Annotated in this window: 27 protein-coding genes; 4 read left to right on the top strand and 23 right to left on the bottom strand. The window is 57.2% G+C overall.

Annotation, left to right across the window (positions count from 1 at the left end; translation table 11 throughout):
* Positions 1–3: 3 nt before the first annotated feature.
* From phnK to phnG, 6 genes are read right to left on the bottom strand one after another with little or no spacing between them, the layout of a single operon-like run.
* Entirely contained in the window at positions 4–774 is a 771-nt protein-coding gene (gene phnK, locus ACP15S_RS20495) for a phosphonate C-P lyase system protein PhnK (protein WP_425041514.1), read from the bottom strand.
* Positions 771–1,628: an alpha-D-ribose 1-methylphosphonate 5-phosphate C-P-lyase PhnJ gene (locus tag ACP15S_RS20490; protein WP_425041513.1), complete on the bottom strand. Its 858-nt coding sequence runs from the start codon at positions 1,626–1,628 to the stop codon at positions 771–773. Before ACP15S_RS20490 ends, phnK begins: the two co-directional genes overlap by 4 nt.
* Positions 1,625–2,218 (bottom strand): HAD family hydrolase, encoded by a 594-nt coding sequence (locus ACP15S_RS20485; protein WP_425041512.1) that lies wholly within the window; start codon positions 2,216–2,218, stop codon positions 1,625–1,627. The genes ACP15S_RS20490 and ACP15S_RS20485 overlap by 4 nt, the downstream gene beginning before the upstream one ends.
* A complete protein-coding gene (locus ACP15S_RS20480; protein ID WP_425041511.1) occupies positions 2,215–3,303 on the bottom strand; it encodes a carbon-phosphorus lyase complex subunit PhnI in 1,089 nt (362 codons plus the stop codon). The genes ACP15S_RS20485 and ACP15S_RS20480 overlap by 4 nt, the downstream gene beginning before the upstream one ends.
* On the bottom strand, positions 3,303–3,881 hold the full coding sequence (gene phnH / locus ACP15S_RS20475) for a phosphonate C-P lyase system protein PhnH (RefSeq protein WP_425041510.1): 579 nt from the start codon (positions 3,879–3,881) through the stop codon (positions 3,303–3,305). The genes ACP15S_RS20480 and phnH overlap by 1 nt, the downstream gene beginning before the upstream one ends.
* Positions 3,881–4,336, bottom strand: coding sequence for a phosphonate C-P lyase system protein PhnG (gene phnG, locus ACP15S_RS20470; RefSeq protein WP_425041509.1), 456 nt, complete (start codon positions 4,334–4,336; stop codon positions 3,881–3,883). Before phnG ends, phnH begins: the two co-directional genes overlap by 1 nt.
* A gap of 81 nt (positions 4,337–4,417) precedes the next feature.
* On the opposite strand from phnG, the gene phnF reads away from it, so the two are divergent.
* The gene (phnF, locus tag ACP15S_RS20465; RefSeq protein WP_425041508.1) at positions 4,418–5,155 is read left to right on the top strand and encodes a phosphonate metabolism transcriptional regulator PhnF; all 738 of its coding nucleotides are present in this window, start codon (positions 4,418–4,420) and stop codon (positions 5,153–5,155) included.
* Positions 5,156–5,192: 37 nt separating this feature from the next.
* Here the strand turns inward: phnF and ACP15S_RS20460 are convergent, their stop codons facing one another.
* The 8 genes from ACP15S_RS20460 to phnC form a co-directional block, all read right to left on the bottom strand.
* Positions 5,193–6,407 (bottom strand): glycerophosphodiester phosphodiesterase family protein, encoded by a 1,215-nt coding sequence (locus tag ACP15S_RS20460; RefSeq protein ID WP_425041507.1) that lies wholly within the window; start codon positions 6,405–6,407, stop codon positions 5,193–5,195.
* Positions 6,408–6,460: 53 nt separating this feature from the next.
* The gene (locus tag ACP15S_RS20455) at positions 6,461–6,925 is read right to left on the bottom strand and encodes a GNAT family N-acetyltransferase (protein ID WP_425041506.1); all 465 of its coding nucleotides are present in this window, start codon (positions 6,923–6,925) and stop codon (positions 6,461–6,463) included.
* Positions 6,915–7,532 (bottom strand): chloramphenicol acetyltransferase, encoded by a 618-nt coding sequence (locus ACP15S_RS20450; RefSeq protein ID WP_425041505.1) that lies wholly within the window; start codon positions 7,530–7,532, stop codon positions 6,915–6,917. The genes ACP15S_RS20455 and ACP15S_RS20450 overlap by 11 nt, the downstream gene beginning before the upstream one ends.
* 2 nt (positions 7,533–7,534) lie before the next feature.
* Positions 7,535–8,176, bottom strand: coding sequence for an SDR family NAD(P)-dependent oxidoreductase (locus ACP15S_RS20445; RefSeq protein WP_425041504.1), 642 nt, complete (start codon positions 8,174–8,176; stop codon positions 7,535–7,537).
* Complete coding sequence (gene phnE / locus ACP15S_RS20440) at positions 8,176–9,489, bottom strand: phosphonate ABC transporter, permease protein PhnE (protein WP_425041503.1); 1,314 nt, start codon at positions 9,487–9,489, stop codon at positions 8,176–8,178. Before phnE (ACP15S_RS20440) ends, ACP15S_RS20445 begins: the two co-directional genes overlap by 1 nt.
* Positions 9,486–10,361: a phosphonate ABC transporter, permease protein PhnE gene (gene phnE, locus ACP15S_RS20435; protein ID WP_425041502.1), complete on the bottom strand. Its 876-nt coding sequence runs from the start codon at positions 10,359–10,361 to the stop codon at positions 9,486–9,488. Before phnE (ACP15S_RS20435) ends, phnE (ACP15S_RS20440) begins: the two co-directional genes overlap by 4 nt.
* Before the next feature lie 64 nt (positions 10,362–10,425).
* Positions 10,426–11,337: a phosphonate ABC transporter substrate-binding protein gene (phnD, locus tag ACP15S_RS20430; RefSeq protein WP_425041501.1), complete on the bottom strand. Its 912-nt coding sequence runs from the start codon at positions 11,335–11,337 to the stop codon at positions 10,426–10,428.
* Between the two features lie 92 nt (positions 11,338–11,429).
* Positions 11,430–12,245: a phosphonate ABC transporter ATP-binding protein gene (gene phnC / locus ACP15S_RS20425; RefSeq protein ID WP_425041500.1), complete on the bottom strand. Its 816-nt coding sequence runs from the start codon at positions 12,243–12,245 to the stop codon at positions 11,430–11,432.
* Between the two features lie 215 nt (positions 12,246–12,460).
* Between phnC and ACP15S_RS20420 the strand changes: the two genes are divergently transcribed.
* A complete protein-coding gene (locus ACP15S_RS20420) occupies positions 12,461–12,754 on the top strand; it encodes a hypothetical protein (protein ID WP_425041499.1) in 294 nt (97 codons plus the stop codon).
* On the opposite strand, the gene ACP15S_RS20415 is transcribed toward ACP15S_RS20420, so the two are convergent.
* The 7 genes from ACP15S_RS20415 to ACP15S_RS20385 form a co-directional block, all read right to left on the bottom strand.
* Positions 12,751–13,689 carry an aldo/keto reductase gene (locus ACP15S_RS20415; RefSeq protein WP_425041498.1) on the bottom strand — a complete coding sequence of 313 codons (939 nt, stop codon included), beginning with the start codon at positions 13,687–13,689 and terminating at the stop codon, positions 12,751–12,753. The two genes, ACP15S_RS20420 and ACP15S_RS20415, sit on opposite strands and share 4 nt — an antisense overlap.
* A 167-nt stretch (positions 13,690–13,856) precedes the next feature.
* Positions 13,857–14,033, bottom strand: a complete 177-nt coding sequence (locus ACP15S_RS20410) for a hypothetical protein (protein WP_425041497.1) — start codon at positions 14,031–14,033, stop codon at positions 13,857–13,859.
* Positions 14,030–14,857: a phosphodiesterase gene (locus ACP15S_RS20405; protein WP_425041496.1), complete on the bottom strand. Its 828-nt coding sequence runs from the start codon at positions 14,855–14,857 to the stop codon at positions 14,030–14,032. Before ACP15S_RS20405 ends, ACP15S_RS20410 begins: the two co-directional genes overlap by 4 nt.
* Before the next feature lie 61 nt (positions 14,858–14,918).
* Positions 14,919–16,166 carry an ABC transporter substrate-binding protein gene (locus ACP15S_RS20400; RefSeq protein ID WP_425041495.1) on the bottom strand — a complete coding sequence of 416 codons (1,248 nt, stop codon included), beginning with the start codon at positions 16,164–16,166 and terminating at the stop codon, positions 14,919–14,921.
* 97 nt (positions 16,167–16,263) lie between these two features.
* Positions 16,264–17,226 (bottom strand): carbohydrate ABC transporter permease, encoded by a 963-nt coding sequence (locus ACP15S_RS20395; RefSeq protein WP_425041494.1) that lies wholly within the window; start codon positions 17,224–17,226, stop codon positions 16,264–16,266.
* A complete protein-coding gene (locus ACP15S_RS20390; RefSeq protein WP_425041493.1) occupies positions 17,226–18,191 on the bottom strand; it encodes a carbohydrate ABC transporter permease in 966 nt (321 codons plus the stop codon). The genes ACP15S_RS20395 and ACP15S_RS20390 overlap by 1 nt, the downstream gene beginning before the upstream one ends.
* A 1-nt stretch (position 18,192) precedes the next feature.
* Positions 18,193–19,347, bottom strand: a complete 1,155-nt coding sequence (locus ACP15S_RS20385) for an ABC transporter ATP-binding protein (protein WP_425041492.1) — start codon at positions 19,345–19,347, stop codon at positions 18,193–18,195.
* 107 nt (positions 19,348–19,454) lie between these two features.
* On the opposite strand from ACP15S_RS20385, the gene ACP15S_RS20380 reads away from it, so the two are divergent.
* Together ACP15S_RS20380 and ACP15S_RS20375 are read left to right on the top strand one after the other, a co-directional pair.
* A complete protein-coding gene (locus ACP15S_RS20380) occupies positions 19,455–20,315 on the top strand; it encodes a LysR family transcriptional regulator (protein WP_425041491.1) in 861 nt (286 codons plus the stop codon).
* A 298-nt stretch (positions 20,316–20,613) separates the two neighbouring features.
* The gene (locus tag ACP15S_RS20375; protein WP_425041490.1) at positions 20,614–22,275 is read left to right on the top strand and encodes an Eco57I restriction-modification methylase domain-containing protein; all 1,662 of its coding nucleotides are present in this window, start codon (positions 20,614–20,616) and stop codon (positions 22,273–22,275) included.
* A 23-nt stretch (positions 22,276–22,298) separates the two neighbouring features.
* Here ACP15S_RS20375 and ACP15S_RS20370 read toward each other — a convergent pair whose 3' ends face one another.
* Complete coding sequence (locus ACP15S_RS20370; protein ID WP_425041489.1) at positions 22,299–22,988, bottom strand: hypothetical protein; 690 nt, start codon at positions 22,986–22,988, stop codon at positions 22,299–22,301.
* Between the two features lie 4 nt (positions 22,989–22,992).
* Positions 22,993–24,096, bottom strand: a complete 1,104-nt coding sequence (locus ACP15S_RS20365) for a hypothetical protein (protein ID WP_425041488.1) — start codon at positions 24,094–24,096, stop codon at positions 22,993–22,995.

Genomic DNA, 24,096 nt, shown 5'->3' with positions numbered 1-24,096 from the left:
GACTCACACCTGCAAAACGGAAGACACAAGAAGTTGGGAATAGGCGTGTTGCGGATCATCCAGCACCTGATCGGTCAGGCCCGCCTCGACCACCCGGCCTGATTTCATCACCATTAGACGATCCGCCAGCAGGCGCACGACGGCGAGGTCGTGGGTGACGATGATCGCCGACAGGCCCATGTCGCGCACCAGCCCGCGCAACAGATCCAGCAGTCGTGCCTGCACCGACACATCGAGGCCCCCGGTGGGCTCATCCATGAAGACCAGACGCGGCCCCGTCACAAGATTGCGCGCGATCTGCAGGCGCTGCTGCATGCCGCCGGAAAAGGTTGTGGGTCGGTCATCGACGCGGGCGGCGTCGATCTCGACCCGCTCCAGCCAATCCGTGGCCTTGCCGCGAATGTCGCCGTAACGCCGTTCGCCGACAGCCATCAACCGCTCGCCAACATTGCCGCCGGCTGAGACGCCCATACGCAGCCCGTCACGGGCGTGTTGGTGAACGAACGCCCAATCCGTCCGCCCCAACATCCGCCGTTCGGGCTCGGACATGGTGATCGTATCCTTGGGGCCGTCGGTGCGCGTATCGAACACGACCTGACCCGCATCAGGTGGCAGATGCCCCGCCATGCAATTCAGCAGCGTCGATTTGCCCGATCCGCTTTCGCCGACAATGCCCATCACCTCACCGGGATAGAGATCAAAGGACACGTCCGCGCAGCCGATATGTGCGCCGTAGCGTTTGGTGATACCTTGAACCGACAGCAAAGGTGTCATGCCGCGTCCTTTCCTTTGTGACCAGCGGCGCGCCGAGCTTCGCAGTAATCCGTGTCGGAGCAGACGAACATGCGCCCGCCCTGATCATCCATGATGACTTCGTCCAGATAGCTGTCCGTCGCGTCGCACAGCCCGCAAGGGTGATCCGCCTTGCTGGCTTCGAACGGATGGTCTTCGAAATCGAGGCTCACAACCTGCGTGTAGGGCGGCAGCGCGTATATCCGCTGCTCGCGGCCTGCGCCAAACAGCTGGATGGCGGCCATGTCGCCCAGTTTCGGATTGTCAAATTTCGGGATGGGCGACGGGTCCATCACATAGCGCTCCTCGACCTTCACCGGATAGGCGTAGGAGGTCGCAATATGGCCGTGCCGGCTGATGTCCTCATAGAGCTTCACATGCATCAGCCCATATTCCTCAAGGCTGTGCATCTTGCGCGTCTCGCTTTCGCGTGGTTCCAGAAACCGTAGCGGTTCCGGGATCGGCACCTGATAGACGAGGATCTGATCCTCGGTCAGCGGCTCTTCGGGGATGCGGTGGCGGGTCTGGATCACGGTCGCCTCTGAGGTCGTGGTGGTGGTCTCAACTCCTGCCGTGCGTTCAAAAAACGACCGAATGGAAACGGCGTTCGTGGTGTCGTCCGCACCTTGGTCGATCACCTTGAACGTATCATCCGGCGTCAAAACGGCGGCAGAAACCTGAACGCCCCCCGTACCCCAACCATAGGGCATGGGCATTTCGCGAGAAGCGAAGGGCACCTGATACCCGGGGATGGCCAACCCTTTTAGGATCGCGCGGCGGATCATCCGCTTGGTCTGTTCGTCGAGATAGGCGAAGTTGTAAGCCTGATCGGTCATAGTACCCCCTTTGCCTCTAGTGAGGCTCTGAGCGCGTCAGGATTTGTGAAATGGATCGCGTCCATTCCCGCGGCCCGGGCGCCGACACAGTTGTGCGGACCATCATCGATGAAGATGCAGTTTTCCGCGGCAACACCGGCACGGTCACAAAGAAGTTGGAATATCGTGACGCTGGGCTTGATCATACCGACCTGTCCAGACACGATCGTGGTCTCGAAAACTTTACCCAACTCTGGATGGACCTTTACGCCGACCGGCCATGTCTCTGCGGACCAGTTGGTGATGGCGTGCAATTTGATGCCGCGCTCTTTCAGGTCGTAAAGGCAATCCCACGTGCCCGTAATCTTGTTTGGCACCGTCAAGTGATAGAGGCTGACATATCGCTCTAGCCGAGCAGCGTCGTCCGGGTCTGCGATCTCCTTGCTTGCCTTCGCAAAGCTGGCCCCTGCGTCGCAGGCAAGATTGATCTTGTCAAAGCTTATACGGCGCATGAAATCGCGCGCGCCGTCCAGCCCAAGTTCGTCGGCCCATGCCAATTCGGGCTTCCACTCTAAGAGAACGGCGCCAATGTCGAAGACGACGTATTTCATTCTGCCGCCTCTTGAACCCGATCCGCCCCTGCCTCGCGGCGCAATTTGCGCACCAATTCCAATTCAGACTGGAAGTCGACGTAGTGGGGCAGCTTGATGTGCTCCAGGAAGCCCGTCGCCTGGATGTTGTCCGCGTGGTAAAGAACAAACTCGGTGTCTTGTGCAGGCGCGCCGACATAGTCTTCGCCCAGTTCCTTCCACCGCAGCGCGCGGTCAACCAGCGCCATGGAGATCGCCTTGCGTTCGGATTGGCCAAAGACCAGCCCGTATCCGCGGGTGAATTGCGGAGGCTCGGTTTTGGAGCCTTTGAATTGGTTGACGGTTTCGCATTCGGTTAGGGTGATCTCCCCAATCTCGATAGCAAAACCCAGCTCTGGGATGTCCATCTCGACCGCGACGGCACCGATCCGCAGCTCGCCGACAAAGGCATGGTTGCGCGCATAGCCGCGTTGCGTGGAATAGGCGAGACCAAGCGTGAAACCTTCATCGGCGCGGGTCAGCGCTTGCAGCCGCAGCGCGCGGTCTGCTGGCATTTCAAGCGGCTCGCGCGTCAGGTCAGGCGGCGGTGTATCATCGCGGGGGGCTTCTTCAATCAGGCCTTCGCGGTTGAGAAACTCTGTCACATGCGGCACGTCGCCTGGAACGCTTTCCCGCGTTGGGGCCTCGGGGACGTCGCCATCTGCAGCCAGTTTGAAATCTAGCAAACGGTGCGTGTAATCGAAGGTCGGCCCCAGAACTTGCCCTCCAGGCAGATCTTTGAACGTCGCCGAGATGCGCCGGTCGCAGGCCATCGCACCCGTGTCCACCGGATCCGATGCGCCGAACCTCGGTAGTGTGGTGCGGTAAGCCCGAATCAGGAAGATTGCTTCAATCAGATCACCGCGCGATTGCTTGATCGCCAATGCGGCAAGGTCAGGATCATAGAGCGAACCTTCGGCCATGACGCGGTCGACGGCCAGCTTCAACTGTTCACGGATCTGCGCAATGCTCAGTTCGGCGACATCCGTATCGCCACGGCGTTCCTCCGCAAGCCAGGCATGGGCGTTTTCAATGGCCCGCTCGCCGCCCTTCACAGCAACATACATCAGAGCGTCTCCGGATCAGCGATTTTCGTGGAACGGGGCAGGGCCGCCAGTTGGTCGCCACTGGTAAAAATGAAATCCAGCCCCTGCGGGAACAACGCGTGATTGTCCTGAAAACCCACAATCTCGGGTAGGGACAACGCCGTCTTTGTCTTGATCCCCGGCCCGGTCAGAACCGCGCCGGAGTGCTCAAGCGTCGCGCATTCCACAATCAGGGTGGTCGAGCGATCGGGGTAGTCCGGCGTTCCAACGGGATAGCTGCCAAGCGGCATCAATGCGTCCCAGTCGCCGACGGCAAACATCGCATGTGACGGTCCTGCCAGCGGGGCACCCGTATGAAAGGCCAACCACGCGCGAACATCATCCGTGTCAGCCTTGCCAGCAAGATAGACAGGCGTGTCGGTGTCGCACAGGGTCAACAGCACGGTGCCGGCCGCGACGGACAAGTCCGCAGGTGGAACGGCACCCTGAATATCATGAATCCTGCCCGGACGCGCCATGGCTTCCATTACGCTCCGGAATGCGTGGGCGGACCCTATGGCGGGATTGTCGAACCCACCTGACAGAGCGGTTGCCTGCATTAGTCCTCTCCTCTTGCCATCGTGAAGAACTCGACCTTTGTCGCAGCGGCTTTTTCGGCGCGGGCGATCTTTGCGGCGGACTGCTCCGCCCCGAGCGGGTCAAGAACTGCCTTGCGGACGGCTGAGGCATTGCGCCCTTGCATCAGCGCGTCGACAAGCGCCGCCGCTTCGGCATCAGACTTGCGGCGGCCCTGAATATAGGCGTGGCCGACTTCACCGCTGGCGAGCGTCAGCGCGCAGCGCGTGACGGTCATCTCTCCGATGTTAAAGGGCGCGCCAGTCCCACCGGCGCGACCACGCACCATTGTGCTGCCGATCTCAGGCGCGCGCAGCCATGTGAATTCTGGACGCGATATGGCGGCATCCAGCAAGGCAGCAACGCGGCCTTCCGGCGCCCTGGCCAGCAGACCCATCCAGGCTTTTCGCTCGGCGTTTTCGTCGAAAGTGTCTTTCATCTCGACAACTTTTCCATATACTATACAACTATACACATCATAACAGATTCCCCCTCTCACGACAGAAGAGATTTGTGAAACTTGCGTGACACTTCAGGCAAAACACCCATCTGGCAGGCCATAGCCGATGCGCTCCGAAGTGACCTAGCAGAGGGCAAATACGCGCCCGGAGACAAACTGCCGACCGAGGCAGGTTTGGCCAAGCGCTTTGGGGTCAATCGGCACACAGTCCGACATGGCATCTCGGCTTTGGTTGAAGAAGGTCTGATCCGCACCCGTCGTGGTTCTGGTGCTTTCGTCGCAGCCACGCCGACGGACTACCCGATTGGGCAACGTGTGCGGTTCCACGAGAACCTGATCGCCGCGGGCAGGCGACCCGACAAGCGCATTCTCCAGGTCGAGGAGCGTTCCGCGACGACGGGCGAAGCCAAAGCGCTGCAGATTGCCCCGGGCGATCCGGTTTGCGTCTATCACGGTCTTTCGCTCGCCGACGGCCAGCCGATCGCCGTGTTTGAAAGCCTGTTTCCTCTCGGGCGTCTTACCGGCATCGAAGAAGCCCTGCACCAAACCAGCAGCGTAACCGAAGCGCTGCGGCTGGTTGGCATCTCCGACTACACCCGCGCCTCCACCCGTCTGACGGCGGTACGGGCCACGGCGACACATGCGCTCCATCTTCAGGTCTCGGAGGGCGATCCACTCTTGAAGTCCTCAGGTGTCAACGTTGATCAAGCTGGTACGGCGGTTGAGTTTGGCCGCACATGGTTCGCCGGTGACAGGGTGACGCTGACACTGGAAAACGAAAGGCCCCCACCCGTTTGAGAGTAGGGGCTGCACCGCTTACAAAACCATGATTGGGTTATTCGAGACCCATGCAATTCGCATAGTAGGTCACTGTCGCGGGCCAGTCGGAGAAAATCCCCTCAACCCCGACATCCATTGCCAGCGCGTCGATCAACTCGTACATGACGCCATCGCTGTCGGTCACATCGGCGATGGACTGGTAATACCAGCCGCCACCGCGCACCAGCGGGCCGGATCGTTCGATGGTCCAGGTGATGATCTTGAGCCCGGCGGCCTTGGCCTGTTTAGCCAACTCAGAGGGCACAATCTCTTCCCCTTCCAAAGTCACCAGCGTCCATGTGGGCGGCGCGATGTAGTTCACGCCCATCGCCTTCAGCTCTTCCATTGTGTTGGGCCATGTGGCCGGGTCCATCGGGGAATACCCTTCGATGTCGTATTCATCCATCAGATAGACTGCATGAGCGCCAAAATCGGGTTCGGCTTTGATCCAATACAGCACATCTTCAAGATTGAATGACTGGAGCCAAACGTCTGAGGCCGGGACGCCCGCAGCCTTGTATTCATCCACCAGCTTCTGCGCGTAGTCTTCTTGGCTAAACCCGTTGAAGGGCATGTCTACCGATGGCGACTTGAGTTCAGGCGTGAACTTCGCGCCCAGGGATTTGAACAGCTCGATCGACTCGGCGTGGGTCATAATCGTGGCTGGCTCGACGCTGTAAAGATCCGTGCGCCAGTCTGCCGTGCCGCCCAGATAGGCTTCAGCCGAAGTTGCGGTTTTGTCGTAGGCGTCCATCTTGGGCGTCAGGGTCCGATACTCAGCCAGCGTGATCTCGGATGTGCGGCACTCTGCGGCGGCCGCAGTGTCACCGTTTGCCGGGCTGAAGGGCACGTTGCACGTGTCTGCTAGGCCGGTTGTCACAATGTTGGTCGTCGTGTGCAAATCGTTTTGGGCGTGACGGCAGACCAGTTCCAAGTCTTTTGTGAACGTCACGTCGCATTCCAGAATTCCGGCTCCCATGCGCGCAGCCGCCAGGTTGGATTCAACCGTGTGCTCGGGGAACTTCATCGGAGCTCCACGGTGGCCGATGGAAAAGAGAGACGGCTTGGCCTCTTGCGCGGCGCAGGATTGCAGTTTGAATTTGAGCGGCCCGTCTTCCATCCGGTCGATCAGATAAAAGGGACGCGGGCCGTAATCCACGCGGTCAATGGATTGCGCGAGTGCGGGCGATGCGGCGAGTGCGGCCATTGCAATGGCAAGTGTGCGAAACATGGGTAGTCCTGCGATGTGAAAGGCACCACAACCGTCACCTAAGAATGCAATTTTCATGTGAAGATCGCATTAAGGTTTGGTGACACTGCGGAGGGCTTCAATTGCAAACACCAGCGCTCCGGAGTTTCTTCTCGTACACTGAATCCGAGCCGTTCATAGAACCGCCTCGCATCTGGATTGGTGGTAAGCACATTTAACCAAATGGAACGGTCTTCCGCGCCGACCTTCTGCCAAATTGCGGCAGCGCCAAAACCCATACCGCGCGCGTCAGAGGCAATGTAGAGCTTTGCGACTTGCAGGCTTTGGCCATGGTCCTTTGTTTGGATGACCCCAACTATTTTTCCGCCGACGGTAATCATCTCGTGGCCTGCCAAGTCTAAAGACGCAGTTGTGGCCGAAGGGTGCCAGTTGCCCCAAAGCGCCTGCGCATAAGCGCGCATACCTTCTTCTTCTAGCCGTAAGACCAATTCACGGTCCGCATCTGTGGCGGCTCGCAAGGTGACAAGATCAGGTTTCATACTTTTCCAGAAAGGTGGCTGCCTGCATCGCGCGAAAGTCTGGAAGCGCGTCTCTCAACGCTTCATGGGACCAATCCCACCATGCTAAGGCAATCAGCCGATCTGCAATCTCGCGCGGCTGGCGCAGGCGCAAGGGTTTGGCCGGGGTGCCTGCAACGATGGTGTAGGGGTCGACGTCTTTTGTCACAACTGCGCCTGCCGCAACGACTGCGCCATCGCTCAGTTTCACCTCGGGTTTGATCATTGCGCCTGCACCGATCCATGTGTCATGGCCGATATGGGCCGTGCGGGACCGGCGGTGCGCGAAGAAGTCCTCATCCCGTGCTACATCGTCCCAATAATCATCCGACCGATAAAGGAAGTGATGACAGGCCGCCGTATGAAGCGGGTGGTCGGTGGCCCCGATCCGCGCAAAGGCAGCGATGTTCGCAAACTTGCCGATCTGGGCGTTTGCGATGTCGGCATAACGGTCGCAATAGGAGTAGTCCCCAAAATACGAGTTGCTGACTCGGCTGCCTTTGCCAATCTCGACATAAGCACCAAACCGACTATCGGTGATTTCGCAGTCCGGGTGAATGAATGGCTCTGTTGCAGTTAGTCGCGCCACGTCTAGAACTCTCTTTCCTCACCTGTGAAGCGGAAAAACTTCCCAGTGTCCTCTAGGGTCAAGTCGCGGGCAATGTTCAAAACACCGCAGGCCACGTCCTGTGGGTCTTCGTCTGCCTCGGCGCCGCCCATGTCCGTGCGCACCCAGCCGGGGTCGACCAACGCAACGGGAATCCCTTCGGGTTCAAGAACGGTGGCAAGCCCCTGCATCACTTTGTTCACAGCAGCTTTTGACGCCCGATAGGCAATGCGATCAGCTTTGCGATATCCCATCCACGCCATCTGCGAAGACATCGTCAGGATCCTTGGTGCAGCGCTTTCGCGCAATTGGGGCAAGACGGCTTGCGCGACAGCCAGCGGAGCGATGCTGTTGATCGTTAGCGTGTGGGCAAAACCTGTAAAGTCCATATCGAGCGGTGACTGTCGGTCAGGCGAGATCACGCCCGCGTTGTTGATCAGGATATCCAAAGGACCAACGCCCGAAAGTTGTTCCGCGATGGTTTCCGGCGTGTCCAGCACCAGAGGAACTGTGCCACCCCGCCCGTCGCGGGTGGTGCCAATAACCTGATGTCCAAGGGCCACCGCCTGAGCATGAAGCGCCGCTCCAATCCCCCGGTTCACACCAGTGATCAAAAAGCGCGTCATCAGTCCTTGCGTCCAATCAACTTGCCACGCAACCAGCCCGAGAACCAATCCATGAACATCACCATGACCACGATCAACACGATGTAATACGCGACCTCCTCCCAGTCCTTCTGGGTCTGGATTGCTTGGGTCAGCATCAGGCCGATACCACCGCCCGTGATTGCGCCAATGATCGTGGCCGAACGCGTGTTGGATTCCAGAAAATACAGGATTTGCGCCAATAACACCGGCACTACCTGCGGGATCACGCCGAAGCGGTAACGTTGCAGCGGCTTAGGCCCTGTGGATTCGACACCTTCGATTTGCTTCTGGTCGACGTTTTCCAGCGCTTCGGAGAAAATCTTGCCGAAGGTGCCAGTGTCGGTGATCAGGATCGCCAGCGCGCCGGTCAAAGGGCCGGGTCCAAAGGCACGCGCCAGCACCACGGTCCAGATCAAGGCATCCACGCCGCGTACAAAGTCAAAGACCCGGCGCGTGGCAGCGCGCAGCATCATGACGGGCGAAAAGCGTTTCGCCGCCATAAAGGCCAGCGGTAGTGCAATGATCGCAGCCCCCATGGTGCCAAGGAAGGCCATCAGGATCGTTTCGCCAATCGCCCAGGCGACGTCCTTGTGCCGCCACATGGCATTGTTCCACCAGTCGGAGATGGCACCCGCGATATTGGAGCGCGTCGGGTCGATCTGCTCGCCGAACAGGATCGTGCCAAGGCTTTGCCCGTGATATGGACTGTCGAGGGTGAACCAAAAGAGTTCCCATCCCGGAAAATAGTTGAATACCTCGGTCCGCGCTCCGGTCAGAGTGATGCGGCCTTCGGGTGTGGTGATGCCGATGCGCCGGTTCGAGGCGGAGATCCAATCCGGCAGGTCCTCGGGCAGGTTGCTGGTCAGGCTGCGCCCCTCGGCCTGAACCTCGATCAGCGGGAACCCCGGCACCTCAATCTCAGTGCGATTGTCTGGGAGGTAACGCACGATGTGATCGCCGCCCAGATCAATCGTAATTACCTCATCGCCGCTTACCCAATCGGGCCGCTGACCTTCGGGATAAGTGCCCTTGCGCTCGCCTTCGACCGCATAGGTGATCTCGCCGGACCGGTTGTCGCGTGTGACGTGAACCTTGTGCGACCAACTGTCAGAGGCCAGCGTGACCGCGTTGTCAAGATTGGCTCGCCCGGCGAGGCCGGAGATATCGAACGCGAAAAAGATGTAGACGAGGTAGGCGAAAATCACCGCAGGGATGCCAAAACCGATCAGGCGTTTGCGCTGAAACAGTTTGTCGGCTTCCTGTTTGGTCACGCTCAGATCAGTCGCGGTCATTGGCCTTGCCCCTCTGTCAGACGGTTGCGGTAGCGGCTGGACACCTGATCGAAGAAGACAATCGTGCCGAAGAGCAGGATGAAGATGGCGGCGGCCTCGTCGAACCGCCCCGGCCCCCAGGCCATGGCGTTGCGCAGTTCGTAGCCAAGCCCGCCCGCACCGACGAAACCCAGAATGGCCGAGGCGCGGATGTTGATTTCAAAGCGCAGCAGGGAATAGCTGAGATAATTCGGTGCGACCTGTGGCAGCACACCCAAGAGCATGCGCTGCGACCAGGTTGCGCCGGTGGAGGCGAGGCCTTCAACCGGTTTCAGATCAGCATTCTCTGCCACTTCGGAGAACATCTTACCCAGTGCACCGGCCGTGTGGATCGCAATGGCGATCATGGCAGGCACCGGTCCGCCGCCAAGCACGAAGATCAAAACAAGTGCGATCACGATTTCTGGCACAGCGCGCATAATGTCGGAGATGCGGCGGAACAGAGGGATCAGGCGCGGCCATTTCGCCAGGCCACGGGTGCCGAGCAAGGACAGGAACAACCCGCCAATGGCGCCGATCAGGGTCGAGACAGCGGCAATGTTGATCGTTTCAACGAGTGCCGGGAAGTATTTGGCAATCAGGCCCGGCAGATCGGCTCGTTTCTCCCAAGCTTCGGACAGGACGTCGGCAGGATAATCACCGATCTGGTGCAGGCCTTCCCAGAAGCCGCCTGCATTTCGGTCATCCGCGACGTTGAAACCGGACACCATCAGCACGACGAAAATCAGCAGCGTCAGCCCACCGTAAAGCCGGCGCCTTTGAACCTGCGCCATATAGCTCGACTGGATGCTGCCGACGCTTTGCGCCGCGCCGCCTAAGGAAATGTCCGCCATGCTGCCTCCGGATACAAAAATACCGACAGGCCCGAAGGCCTGCCGGATACGTCATGAAAATGACTTAGCCGCCGATTTTCGCTTTGCGCGCTTCGACGATCGAGATGTAGGTATCATGGGTGACCGGCTGGAAGCCCAGCGTGTCACCAGCGGCCACACCATAGGCGCAATCAGGGTCACGCTCGTGCAGGCCATCGACCAGCGCGGTCATGGTTTCGCGGACGTCAGCAGGCAGAGCCTTGCGAAGCACAACGGGGCCCTCGGGAATCACGTTCGATTTCCAGATCTGGACCATGTCGTTCATGTCGACGAGGCCAGCATCAACCGCCTTGCGCAGCGCGCCGGAGTTGTAGCCGTCTTCCCAGTTGCCCTGACCGTCAGCCCAGGTCACGCCACCGTCGATGTCGCCATTGTTGACGGCAACGATGGTTTGCTCGTGGCCGCCGGTGAACTTCACTTCGCCAAAATACTCGCCGGATTCCATCGTGATGCCGTCTTTGTACTGCGGGATCTCGATGGACGGGATCAGGTAGCCGGACGTGGAGTTCGGGTCGCCAAAGCCGAAAACCTTGCCTTCCATGTCGTCAAGCGAGGTGATGCCGCTGTCCTTGCGGGCAAACCCGATGGAGTGATAGCCGATGGAGCCGTCCACGTTGACCTTGATCAGCACAGGCTCAACCGCTTCGGGGTCTTGCAGGTAGGTCGCGGCATAGGACGATGCGCCCAGCCAAGCCATGTCGATGGTGCCGCCCAGCAGTCCCTGGATCACACCGTTGTAATCAGCCGGTGCGAAAAGCTTGGTTTCGACGCCAAGCGCTTCGGTCGTGTAATCGGCAAGACACTGATAGGAATTCATACGGTCCTGAGCATTTTCGCCACCCAGAATGCCGATGCGGAATTCGGTGATCTCTTGGGCAAAAGCGCCGGTGCTCAGCGCGGTCGTGGCGGCAAGCGCCAGTGCGAGGGTCTTTTTCATCTTTTTCTCCAAGTTTGATGCCCTATCGCCGGTCGGCTACTTGAGGGCGGGGTTGATGAAGGTGGCCCGCGAAAGGCGCGGGAAAAACTGGCTCAGACGTAAGCTTCCGCAGCGCGAACCCCCGGTCTGTCCAGTGTTTCGATTTCGGTGGATGTGGCAGCCTCGGAGAAATCCGCGCCAGCCCCGTAAATGTCGCGCGCAACGCCGGTGGTTAGTTGCTCTGGCGTGCCATCAAACACGATCCGTCCGTCACGCATCCCGATGACACGGTCGCAATAGCGCCTCGCGGTGTCGAGCGTATGCAGATTGGCGATGACCATGCGTCCGTCCTCTTCGTGAATCCGGCGGAGGGCTTGCATCACGACCTGGGCGTTCATCGGATCGAGCGAGGCAATGGGTTCATCGGCGAGAATGATCTTGGGATCTTGCATCAACGCCCGAGCGATGGCGACACGTTGCTGCTGACCGCCCGAAAGCGCTTCGGCGCGCTTCGGGGCCTGTTCGGCAATGCCCAGCCGGTCGAGAATGTCGATGGCTTTGTGAATGTCCGATTGCGGATAAAGGTTGAACATCGTCGCAAAAGTCGAGCGCTTGTTCAAAGTCCCGTGCAGCACGTTCGACACCACATCCATTCGCGGCACCAGATTGAACTGCTGAAAGATCATCGCGCAGCGCGACTGCCAGTCCCGTTTGGCGGCACCGCGCAGGGCGCTGATCTCTTCACCTTCGAAAGTGATTGTTCCGCTGGTGGCGTCGCTGAGGCGGTTGACCATCCGAAGCAGAGTGGACTTACCAGCCCCGGAACGACCGATGATCCCGATCATGGTTGGTTTGTCTACGGAGATGTTGGCTGCATCCACAGCCGTCTTATCTCCGAACCGCTTGGTCAGTGCGTCGATTTTCAGCATATCGCCCCCATGTTTAGGGTGCGGATAAGGTTGCTACGCTACATCTGCGTGACAGTTTTGATTCAGTTTCTTGGCATTTGCGAAACGGTTTTGTGACAGCAAACCTTCTGATGGACGGCGTAGGACAGTGAGAAACCGTACGCAGTAAGGATATTTTATCCACAATCTGTCATAAAACTGTTACGTTCTTCACTCTGGCCATCTATGCTGTGATCATGATCAATCGACTTTTTCTCTTGCTGACGATTTGTGTCACTGCGCCAACCCTTGCAAGCGCCAAGATGTCGGATGTCAGCTGTGATGACAGCGCGCGTATGCTTTCGATGTTGACCGAAGTTCTCGGGGCGGAACGTCAGGGCATGGGACTACGTGACCCGGAAACCATGCTGGAAGTGTGGGTCAGCCCACGGGATGGCGAATGGATGATCGTGCAGAATTACGCGAACGGCACGTCTTGCATCGTGGCCATGGGCGAACACTGGGAGGCTGGTCTGGCTGGGCCAGCCTAGGCGCCTGTTTCTTCCAAACGGTCGGTCGCGGGCGCCGGGCGCGGAGACAGCGCTTCGATCTGCGCGTATTGTTCCGCAGTCAGGCAAACACTCAAAGCCTTCAAAGACGCTTCCAACTGCTTGGCATTGCGTCCACTGATGATCGGCGCAGAAACAGCAGGATGTTTGGCAGCCCAGGCCACAGCCAAAGTGGCAGGGTCAGTTCCCCATTCACGGGCCAAAGCGGACAGGGACTTCGCCGTCTCCGCCATCCACGCTTGCCCGTAGCGGGCCGCGTAGCGTCTGTCCGTTGAAAGGCGTCCCTCGCCGCCGCTCTGGTATTTGCCCGTGAGCAAACCGCTGCCCAATGGAGAATAGGGTGCGACGGCAATATCCTCGGAGAGCGCCATCGGGAAAAGCTCCACCTCAGCCTGGCGCTTGATAAGGGAGTACATGGGCTGGATGATATCGATGCGTGTTCCGAGTTGTTCGGCAACGGCTTGCGCTTTCATGACCTGCCAGGCCGCGAAATTCGAAACGCCAATATGCCGAATTTTGCCTTGGGCCTGCAATTCGGAAAGCGCTTCGAATGTTTCAAGCAGCGGGGTCGTGCGGTCCCATCGATGCAGGTACAAGATATCGACAACATCCAGCTTCAGTCGAGATCGGCTTTCGTCAAACTGAGCGTTAATGTTCTGGCGGCCGCTGCCCCCAGCATAGCTGGTTTTTGTCGCGATTATCAGTGTATCGCGGTTCTTTTGAATAAAACTGCCCAGCAATTCCTCGGACTGACCGCCTGTATACGTGTGGGCTGTATCGAAGAAGTTGATACCGGCATCTCGGCAAGCGTCGAACATGGCGCGGCTTGCAGCGGCATCTGCAGTCCCGCCGAATTGCATGCATCCAAAACACAAGTGAGAGGCGCACTTGCCTTCGAGTGTCTTCAGCCGAACCATGCGTTTCGTTCCAAGAGTACTTTGTTGATTGAGGCGGCGTAGACTGACCACATGAAGATTTTGTGACAAACTTTGCTGCTGCTGCGTTCAAGTTGGGATGACTTCCGACTACGTTTGAAAAATCGTCGCGCCAATGCGAAACTATTATTCTTCAGCGCTCCGACACGTTAGAGTTTTTGCGCGTCGCCCCAATCGGTCAAGTAACCCGCGAAGATCACGAAATCCGCGTCGCTATGTTCGGCGTTGATTGAAGCGACAGCCTGTGAAAGTCGCTCTGAAGGGTCCAGATCGTGGAACAGACCTGAGCCGACAACATGCCTGTCCGTGAGATGGATGAACCTCATTCAGCCGCCACCGGCTTTGCCCAGTCGTCCCAGCCGGTGCCTGAGGAGAATACTGGGCCGTCCCATGTGAAAGGAATGTCGTGGATTACGGTCGTGTCCTCGTGGACCTCGATCACTGCAAAGGAGGGCGCCATGGGCGCGCCATGCAGGAGTTCGGTCTCGGTGAAGTCGGGCAGGGACTGGTTCCCTGTGGACCGCACCGAAGCAAAGGGGATGCCGCAATAGGTCCCAGTGCAGATCGCGTGGATGTGGCCGAAATGCAGGTAGTCGATTTTGTCTGTGTGTTTGCGCAGCAGATCCGCAAAACCTAGGCGGTCGGCATCGACCAGCGCGATCTTGTCCTCGGCGGGTTGCCCCAATGTCATGACATTGTGGTGCATAAAGAGCCGCGCGCGGCTGCACTCCTGCAATTGCGCCTTAAGCCATTCGATCCTGTCCGCTCCGAAATGGCCTGCATGGGTACGCGGCGCGGTGGTATCAAGAAAGATCAGCCGCGTGCCCTCCAGATCTTCGGCATAGTTCACATAGCCGTTTGAATCGCGCGGCTGATCGGGGAAAACCCTCAAGAAATTCGTGCGGTCATCATGGTTGCCCATCAACAATCGAACCGGGCAGGGGAGATCGACCAGCGCGTCTTTGAGCGCGACATATGCCTGCGGCTCTCCCCAATGGGTGAGGTCGCCAGTGATAATGATCCTGTGGGCATCGGCATGTTTTACGCGCAATTCGTCCAGGGCCTGCGCAAAACGGCGATGGGGATCGAGCCCGCCCATCCGTTCGCCCGGAATGGTCAGGTGAATGTCGGAGATATGGACGAGTTTCATGCCTGTGCCTTTCGAAAAGTACGTTGGCCGCCCAGTGGTTCCAGGCAGCCAACAAAAGTGATTAGCCGTTCGGCAGCAGGTCGGCGATTTCCTCGACCAGCTCTTCCTGCAGCTCTTTCATGTCGGTGGAGTCGCCGGTCACGATGCGCTCGATCCCGTCATAGATCACTTGCGTGACCGCCAGACCATTGTCGCCCGGATAGGCCAGCCAGTCGCGCAGAAGTGGCAGCTGATCCACGGCAGTTTGCTTGTTTGGGTTCTGCTCGTAGAAATCTGCGAGGATGATCTCGTTGGCAGCCTTGTTCGGCGGCATGTAACCGGTGGTCTTGGCCACTTCGGCTGCGCCGTCGCCCGAAGTGATGTACTTGAGCCATGTCCAGGCGGCTTCGCGAACGGCGGGGTCTTCGGAAGTCGAGGTCAGCATCGCAGCGTTGCCGCCCGCGGGCAGACCCATCGGCGCACCGTCCAGACCCGGGAAGGGGCCAGTGACTAGTTCGAAATCGCCTTGGCTGCGCTCAACCGCACCTAGAGCCGAGGTGGACCAGAACATCATGCCGATCTCGCCGGCGGAGAAGGACGCCAGCGCGGCTTTCCATTCGAGGTTCTGCATCTCACACTCGGTGAAGATCTCCTGCATCTGCTCCAGCGCAACCAGCGCCTCGGGGCTGTCCATGGTGACGTTGCCATTCTCGACGATTGCCTTGTCCTGGCTCCACAGCAGAGCTTGCATGAACCAGTTGCCGGTGATGTTCCAACCCCAGAAGATCGGGTTATCGATGCCGTTCGCCTTCATGGTCTTGCAGGCCGCGATCACGTCGTCCCATGTCTGCGGCAGCTCTTCGATTCCGCCTTCGCGCAGGATGTCCATGTTGTAGTAGCCAACGGGCAGCGAGACCGAGAAGGGCAGCCCGTAGACTTCGCCGTTGAACGTGGACAGCGACAGCATGGCTTGGTGATAACCGTCCTTTTCGAAATCAGCTTCGGCGGCGATGAAGGGCTCCAGCGATTGCGCGATGCCCTTGTCGACCAGCGGCGCTTGGCGGTTCAGACCTTGCATGGTCACGTCGGGCAAGTTGCCAGAGACCGCTTCGCGCAGAACGGTGTTGGTTCCGTCTTCATAGGATTCGTATGTGGCGCGGAACTTCACCTCGATGTTCGGATGCGCCTCTTTGAAGGCAGGCATCATCGCTTCATAGGTGACGTCAAACAGGTGGCTGTAGGGATAGGCGAACTCGATTGTCACCTTGTCTTCGGCATAAGCAGCGGTGGCAGAGAGCGCCACAGCCATTGCAGTCAGCGTGTATTTCATTACATCTACTCCAGTTGTTGGGGCTGACGGTTTGGCGATTGGCAGACCCCGGTAATAAGCCCGAAAGGGCGACGAGTAGGGTGGGAGCGAACCCACCCTATTTCATTCCAGACAGCGTAATCCCCTCGATAAAGCGGCGTTGTGCGACCAGAAATGCGACGATAAGCGGTGTGACGATAATGGTGGCGGTGGCCATCATCGGCCCGAAAAAGGATCCATCAGCATCGCCCTTGAATTCCCGCAGGCCCAGCGGAGGCGTGAACAGGTCCCGGCTGCCGGTGACAACGATGCGGGGCCAGAAATAGTCGTTCCAATGGGCGACGATGCTGAAGATGGCAAAGGCGAGCAGGGCAGGGATTGCGGTAGGCAGCATCACGCGCCAGACGATGGCGAACTCGGTCATCCCGTCCATGCGCGCGGCATCGATCAGGTCATCCGGCACGGTCATGAAGAACTGCCGCATCAGGAATATCCCAAAAACCGAGATCGTCCATGGCACGACAAGCGCGGCATAGGTATTGGTCAGCCCGACCTTGGCCAGCATGATGTAAAGCGGCAATGCGATGGCATGGACCGGGATCAGAAGGCAGAAGAGCACTAGCCCGAACACCGCTTCACGTCCCCAGAATTTCAGCTTGGCCAGCGCATAGGCGGCAGGCAGGGCGACCAGCACTTGAATAAAGAAGATCGACGCGGTGACGATCACACCGTTCAACAAGTACCGCAGCAGCGGCGCTTCGATGAAGGCTTTGGAATAGTTGAACACCACGGGGCGCATGGAACAGTCGATCTCGGCCTGCGCCATGATGGCATTGCGGATCTCGCTATCTGACTTGCCGGGATATTGCGGCGCAGCAGCGGCGATTTCATCACGGTTGGGGTCGCGCAACTTTACACAGCGCGGGTCGACCATCATCTCTTGCGCCCCAAAGAAGCCGCCTATACCCCGGTCAATCTCGCCCGGGCTTTTAAACGAATAGCTGAGCATCATGTAGAACGGTGCCAGGACGATGATCGCTCCGATCACAAGGAGCAGGTGTTTCCAGATGTCGCGCGTCATCAGTAATGCACCTTCCGCTCAACCAGCCAGCGCTGGATCAGTGTGAGGAACATCACGAAGACCAAAAAAAGCATGGTGATGGCCGAGCCGATGCCGATCAGGTTCTGCTGCACGCCTTTCTCAAAGATCGCGAACATCATCACATAGGTGGATTTGTTAGGCCCGCCCCCTTGCGGCCAGAACGCCTCGACCGTGTCAAAGACCTGAAAGGCGCGGATGCAAGAGATCGTCACCACAAACACAGTTGTCGGCCCAAGCGCGGGCCACGTGACCAGCCGAAACCGCTCCCAAGCGCTCTTGGCACCGTCCATTTCGGCGGCATGGTAAAGCTCGCGATGCACCGCCGTCAGCCCGGCGAGATACAGCACCATGTTAAACCCAAAGCCCTGCCAGATGCCGATGAAACAGAGCACCCAGATGGCGTAGTCCCGATCCCCAAGCCACAAGGGGAAGCCGTCGGCGCAGCCATTGCCAAGGAAGGGGATCACCTCAAGGAAAGAGCCGCAGGACAGTGCAAGCGTTTGATTGATCACGCCAATGGTAGGGTGCAGCATGAATTCCCAAACAATCGCCATCGCGAGCAATGTCGCCATAACCGGCAAAAAATAGATCGTCTTGTAGACATCCCCAATCCGCCCGAGCGAATTGACCAACAGCGCCGCTCCCAGTCCCAGGGCAACAGAGATCGGCACCACCACCGCAACGTAGGTAAAGGTCGCAACAAACATTTTCTCATAAGTCGAGCGGGAAAACAGGCGATCGTAATTTTTGAATCCGACCCAGTCAAAGCCGGAATTGCCAAGGGAATAGTTGGTGAAAGACAAAACACCAGCAACAACTACAGGCGCCAAAAGGACCAAGAACATCAATGCCAGCGCTGGTGCGGTCAAACCCCAGGCCGTCCGGCCCTGCCGGTTCACCTCGCTCGGCGCGCGCGCGACAACTGGCGCATCAATCGCGGCCATGTCAGGCCACCTCTCGCACATGGCTGACGGCGACTTCGACGCGCCGCTGGCGCTTGCCATCCGCGTCAAAAATCAGGCCGTCCCGCAGATCAAAGCCAAGGCCCATCTCGGCACCCAGTTGTAGCTTGTGGCGCTCAGCAGGAGCTGCACGCAGGGTCACGCGAGAGGTTTGATCCGCCAAGGCGATTTGCGCATAAACCTCCGACCCAAGGTTCTCCATATGCGTGACAGTCCCGGTCATCACCGACTCTGCCTGCGTGAGTTTCAGCGCTTCGGGACGCAGGCCCAATTGATAGATGCCAGCCTGTGTTGCCTCAGCGGCATGGCCCAAAACGCGGCCAAACAGGGTCAACTCGGCATCGGCAAGCTCGATCGGCAGAATATTGATCTTTGGCGAGCCGATGAACTCTGCCACGCGGATATCGCTGGGATCTTCATAGATGACACTGGGCGCATCACACTGCAGGATCTCGCCTCCCATCATGACCGCGATCCGATCCGACATTGTCATCGCTTCGACCTGATCGTGGGTCACGTAGATGAATGTCGCGTTCAGGCGTCGGTGCAGTTGCGCGATCTCGGCCCGTGTCTGAACCCGCAGCTTGGCATCAAGATTGGACAGCGGCTCATCCAGCAGAAACGCAGCCGGTTCCCGCACCAAAGCGCGCCCCAGTGCTACCCTTTGGCGCTGCCCGCCTGAAAGCTGTCCCGGCTTGCGATCCAGCAAAGCGCCGATTTCCAGCATATCGGCTGCGTCCTGCACCGCAGAAGCGATCTCGGCTCGCTGTTCTTTGGCACCCGGCAGGAAGGGGCCGATCAAAGGCAGCCGTTGCATGGCTGTCAACGACCGCATCCGCAAAGGCACAGCGATGTTTTCGGCCACCGTCAAATGCGGATAAAGCGCATAGGATTGGAACACCATCGACAGGTTACGATCCGCCGCGCGCATCCCGGTGACGCCTTTGCCATCAATCGCAATGTCGCCGCTGGTCGGTTCCTCAAGACCCGCAATGATCCGCAGCAATGTCGACTTCCCGCACCCTGACGGCCCAACAAGGGATACGAACTCCGCATCCGCGACGTCCAGCGTCACACCTTTCAGCACCTCGGTGTCTCCAAAGCGTTTGGTCACCGATGAGATCGACAGGTCAGCCATGCGATTCCCCCATTCGTTGCCACACAGCTACCGGAGCTGAGCCACAAATTTGTGACGTCATATTAGTGAAACCGATGGGGTCTATGAGTTGCGCGAAAGGAGGCTCCATGCGCCCCAATCATCATCAGTTCATCGCTTTTGCCTATGTTATCCGCGAGGGCAGCTTTTCGGCCGCAGCGACCCGTATGGGCGTGACGCAATCCACAATCACACAGCATATTGGCAATCTGGAAAAGACCGTCGGCACGCTTCTGCTGCGCCGAGGTCGAGACGGGGTGGAGCTGACGCCCACAGGGCAAGAGTTTTATGACCTCGCCGACCGCATGGTGTCGCTCGACGCCGAAGTGTCGGAACGGCTTGAAGGCTTCAATGCCATGAAAAACGGGCGCTTGAACGTCATTGGCAACGCGCCACAACCAGCGCTCAGGATTATCGCGACGTTCAGGCAACGCTTTCCAAATATTCAAGTGAACTTTGGCCTTTATGACTGGTCTACCGCGACGAATATGCTCCGCAACAGACTAGCCGATGTAGGTTTGATCACAGATGCACCGGTTTCCGACGCATGGGAGCGCATTCACATTGAGAGCGCCGAGTACGTTCTTTATTGTCCAAATGAGCATCCTTTGAGCGGGCAAGCATCCGTATCTCTCAAAGACCTACAGGAAGAAACAGTGGTTATTCCTGAAAGAGGATCCTTGACGAGGAAGTTGCTTGAGAACGCCTGTCGGACTCACGCCATTGCGCTCGAAAGAACGGTAACGATGGCGACGTTCCCACTGATGTACGAGGCTGTCTTACAGGGTATCGGAGTTGCGGTGTTCTTGTGCAACAGCAGTCTGATCAAAAAGTCCGTCAAAGAGATTCCGATCCGAGAGATGCCACAGAAACATGAGACCCATTTGATAGCCACCAAAGACAGGGTGGGTTTGAAACTGATTTCCGAGTTCATCAACTCAGTAAATTAACATAAGATCGATTATGCGTTATGGCAGTATTGCTGACGTTGTTCTGCTCTGCACCGCCCTCACTCAGGTTCGGCCCAGAGCCGACGTTGAGCGTCACCTCACATTTCTGCGGGCGCAGCTCTGTTTCCGGACATTCGCCGCGAGTGCGCGGTCAAGGAATTACTGAATTCTGAACTCGTTCAGAGGGCTTTTGAAGACGGTAGATGCAAACTGGGGAAGATACGGAATTTCTGAATTCCAAACACCTCAGTTTGTGTTTAGTGTGCGAGCAACCTCAACATATGTGACAGGCAGAATCTTGCAGGCCAGCTACGGTTCACGGAAAAAAGCACTCGGGGCATTCTATACCCACCATGGTTTGACTGACGTCATATGTGCTTGGGCTATCGCCACCAACGACTGTCAAGTGTTCGAACCTAGCTTTGGAGGCTGCGGATTCCTTCGTTCAGCACGTGATCGGCTTCTTGAGCTTGGTGCGAATGCTCCAGACAAGCAGATCTACGGTTGCGACATCGATACAGAGGCATTCGGACATCTGGCCAAGCTGTTTGAAGGCCCGGTAGACTTGACGAGATTTGTGGAGGGCGACTTCCTGGATCAGGGGTTTCCAGATGAATGGCTTGGGAGGTTCGGGTCAGTCATCGGCAACCCTCCTTACTTGCCGTATCGAAAGATCGACTCCAGCAAACGAGAGTATGCTCGACAAACCCTTGCAGGATTTGGGCTTCAACTAGACAGACGGGCTAGCCTTTGGGCCTACTTTGTAGGCCTTTCGATCCGATATGTTGCGACTAAAGGCCGGATGGCTTGGGTACTGCCGAGTAGCTTCTTGCACGCGAACTATTCAGTCAACTTGCGACACTACATCGCTTCCGCGTTCAGGAACGTAAGAGCTTTCGAGCTGCAGGAACGACAGTTCCTTCTCGAAGGTACGGAAGAAAAAACAGTCGTGCTTCTGGCTGACGACAAGTTCGAAGAGCCGGCGAAGGGTCATGAAGTCGACATAGGACTGTCGAGGTGTTCTGGGGTGCGAGATTTAAGCTCACAGATTCAAATGTGGATGGAAGGTTCTGAAGTCACAAAGTCTGCTTGTGGAACTTCTGTTTTTGACAGTCTGACCACGGCCCCTCGTGATCTTTACAGTAGGCTTCTTGCCGACCAGCGGTGTCACAAATTGGGAGATCATTTGTCTGTACAGATTGGACTGGTGACTGGCGACAACAGGTTTTTCCTTCGAAACAGAGAAGAAAGGATGGAGTCAGGCCTCGCAGTTTCAAGTTTGAAGCCTGTCTTACCGAGATTCATTTTTGCGTCAGGCCTGGATTTTCGGATCGAAGACTTCGATGAGATGATCCGGGATGGCGGCAAAGGGTATCTGGTTAGTTGGGACGGCGTATCCAAGGTATCAGACGAGGTTGTTAACTACCTATCAACATACTCAATAGAAAAAAGAAATACTTGCTCCACTTTCAAGAAACGCAAGGTATGGTGCCAACCGGATGACGGCTCCTTGCCTGACGCTTTTTTCCCTGTGATGCAACATAACGGCCCGCGGCTTCTTCTGAACAAAGCGGCCGTCAATTGCACCAACTCCGTGCATCGTGGCTACTTTAAGTCGAAAAAAACCGATACTGAAAAACACCTCATCGCTTTATCAACAATCTCAACTTTCTCACAACTCTCAGCCGAAATCGTCGGTCGCTCATACGGATCGGGAGCTTTGAAACATGAGCCCAGAGAGGCGGAGAAAATCCAACTTCTTTTGCCAAGAGTGCATCACAACAAAGTCCTTTCGGCCTTTCGCCAGGCCGATAAGTGTCTGCGAACTGGCAACTTTGACGAGGCGAGCCAGATTGCCGACCGTTTGATTCTCGGGGCAATGGACGTTCGGGATATAGCCACCAACGTTAGCATTTTGCGATCTGGCTTAAGCCAGGCACGCAAGCACCGTCAAAGATGATGGCGCTTAGAAAAGGCAGTGTCTCACTTCCAATTTGATGCCCAAACGTCTCTCAAAATTGTTGATCCAGACGGCGTCGCTAAGCATCGCTGTAACTGATTCAGATAGCTTTCGTAACACAGCCTTTGAAACAGATTGATGTTCGCACACCAAGCTTGATCTTCTCTCAAATCCAACCATGCAGATTCAAAAAAGTTCGCTACTAGCATCTCACTTACCAAAGCAAGTTCCATCGGTGGATGGCACCATCGGGGCTCTTTGATGGGGTGGTCGTGCTCACGATGTTGCCCCCTGTTTCTTCCTCCAAACTGAAGATGAAAAAGCGGGCCAGATTGGACCACTTCACCGGTAGAGTTTGCCAAATCAATGTGCCAGCGTGAAAGCGGTTTTTGGGCCTCATCCTCTAGTACGATAGCAAGGTCAAAACAATCGAAGGGTGGTCTGCTTTCTAGCCCTTGGTTCACTTTGATGTTGGCAAATACGATCTTGGGACGAACCTTCTTTCCGTCGGGTGTCTGCCCTAACTTGAAGCGAACTGGTTGGCCATCATCGACCTCCAAAGGCCATTCTTTCTTCCGCTTTTTTGATTTTAGATCACGCGCAACACGATTGAGAGTGTTCAACCCTTCCGGCTCTAAAACCTGAGCCGAGTTGAGCTTGTTTGCGATTGCTTGAAGTGCATTCCCTGCGTCAGCCGCCTTTATGTCTGTCAACGCACTATACCGGCTTTTCGAGTTTCTTAACTTCTTCAACGACGCTGGCGTCGGCATCGTCGATAACAAACGGAGGAGTGGCGTGCAGATAACTGTCGTCGTGTATGCAACGCCAACAGATTCTTCGACGCACTGAATAGCTTGGCAGTTCCATTTCGAACACACCGACAGAGTGCCGCATCTCAGTTCCTTCTGAACAGCACGAACAAGCAAATGCAATCAATTCGTCAGCCTTACCTGTCCATGGAGAGAGCGCCGGAGAGAAACCAACGCCGCAGGCTTTTGATAGTTTTTCTGCGCGTTCTTCGGACGAGAAACCTGTTGCCCTACCTCCGAATATCTTCCGTGAAAAGTCGTCCAAACGATGTGACCAAAAGCGCAGCCATCCTTCAGAAAACAATCCACCGTAGGAGATACCGTCATCCCTGAGCATATCGGCTATCTTCGGGGCTTCGTCTTTGCTGACACCTAGGCGAGCGCAGGCATCGAAGAGCCCAACTAAAGGGCCAGATCGGCCGAGAAGTTGCTTTAAAAACACTGCAGCGACGAGATGCGGAGCAGAAGCTCGTTTCATAGCCTGAGCCAAGTCTTGATAGTCAAGCGCGTAGTCTTCATCGGTAGGCAGCTCGGTAAGGTCGCAAATATCGAAAGCCCCGACTTTACCGCGAAGGGTTTCGTAACCGGCGCACAGGCTTACCAACTCCTGTCGCACATGGGCGCGTTGATTGGTAACATGCTCTTTCGAGGAAACCTTGTCGAATAGGTCATGTGAAGTGCGGTCCGGTACAAATTGCTCGCGAATCTTCTCTTCACTAGAAACCAACACAATGGGAAAATCATGCTGTGGTTCGTTTACGGCTAGGTCACGAATTTGCTGAGCCATGGCACTGCCCTTGTAGGCTTCGCTCGCATCCATTTCGCCAAGGTCGAGATCCAGCCTGAAGTCGAGTACAAGAATATCAGGGTGGGTGGCAAAAAGTTCTTTGCTGTGTTGTGAGACTGGCCGAGGGCGCTCATGTTCAAGCTCTAGAATTCCTTTGGTGGATAGCTGCTTCGCAAAAACGGCTTCTGTATCGTTGTCTTCGACAAAAACACCCTTAAAGGTCAT

This window comes from Primorskyibacter sp. S187A (genome assembly GCF_049800955.1).
In the GTDB taxonomy this organism is placed as follows: domain Bacteria; phylum Pseudomonadota; class Alphaproteobacteria; order Rhodobacterales; family Rhodobacteraceae; genus JAKVBH01.
Note: the sequence above shows the minus strand (reverse complement) of the source record. Positions and strands in the feature narration are given on the sequence as shown.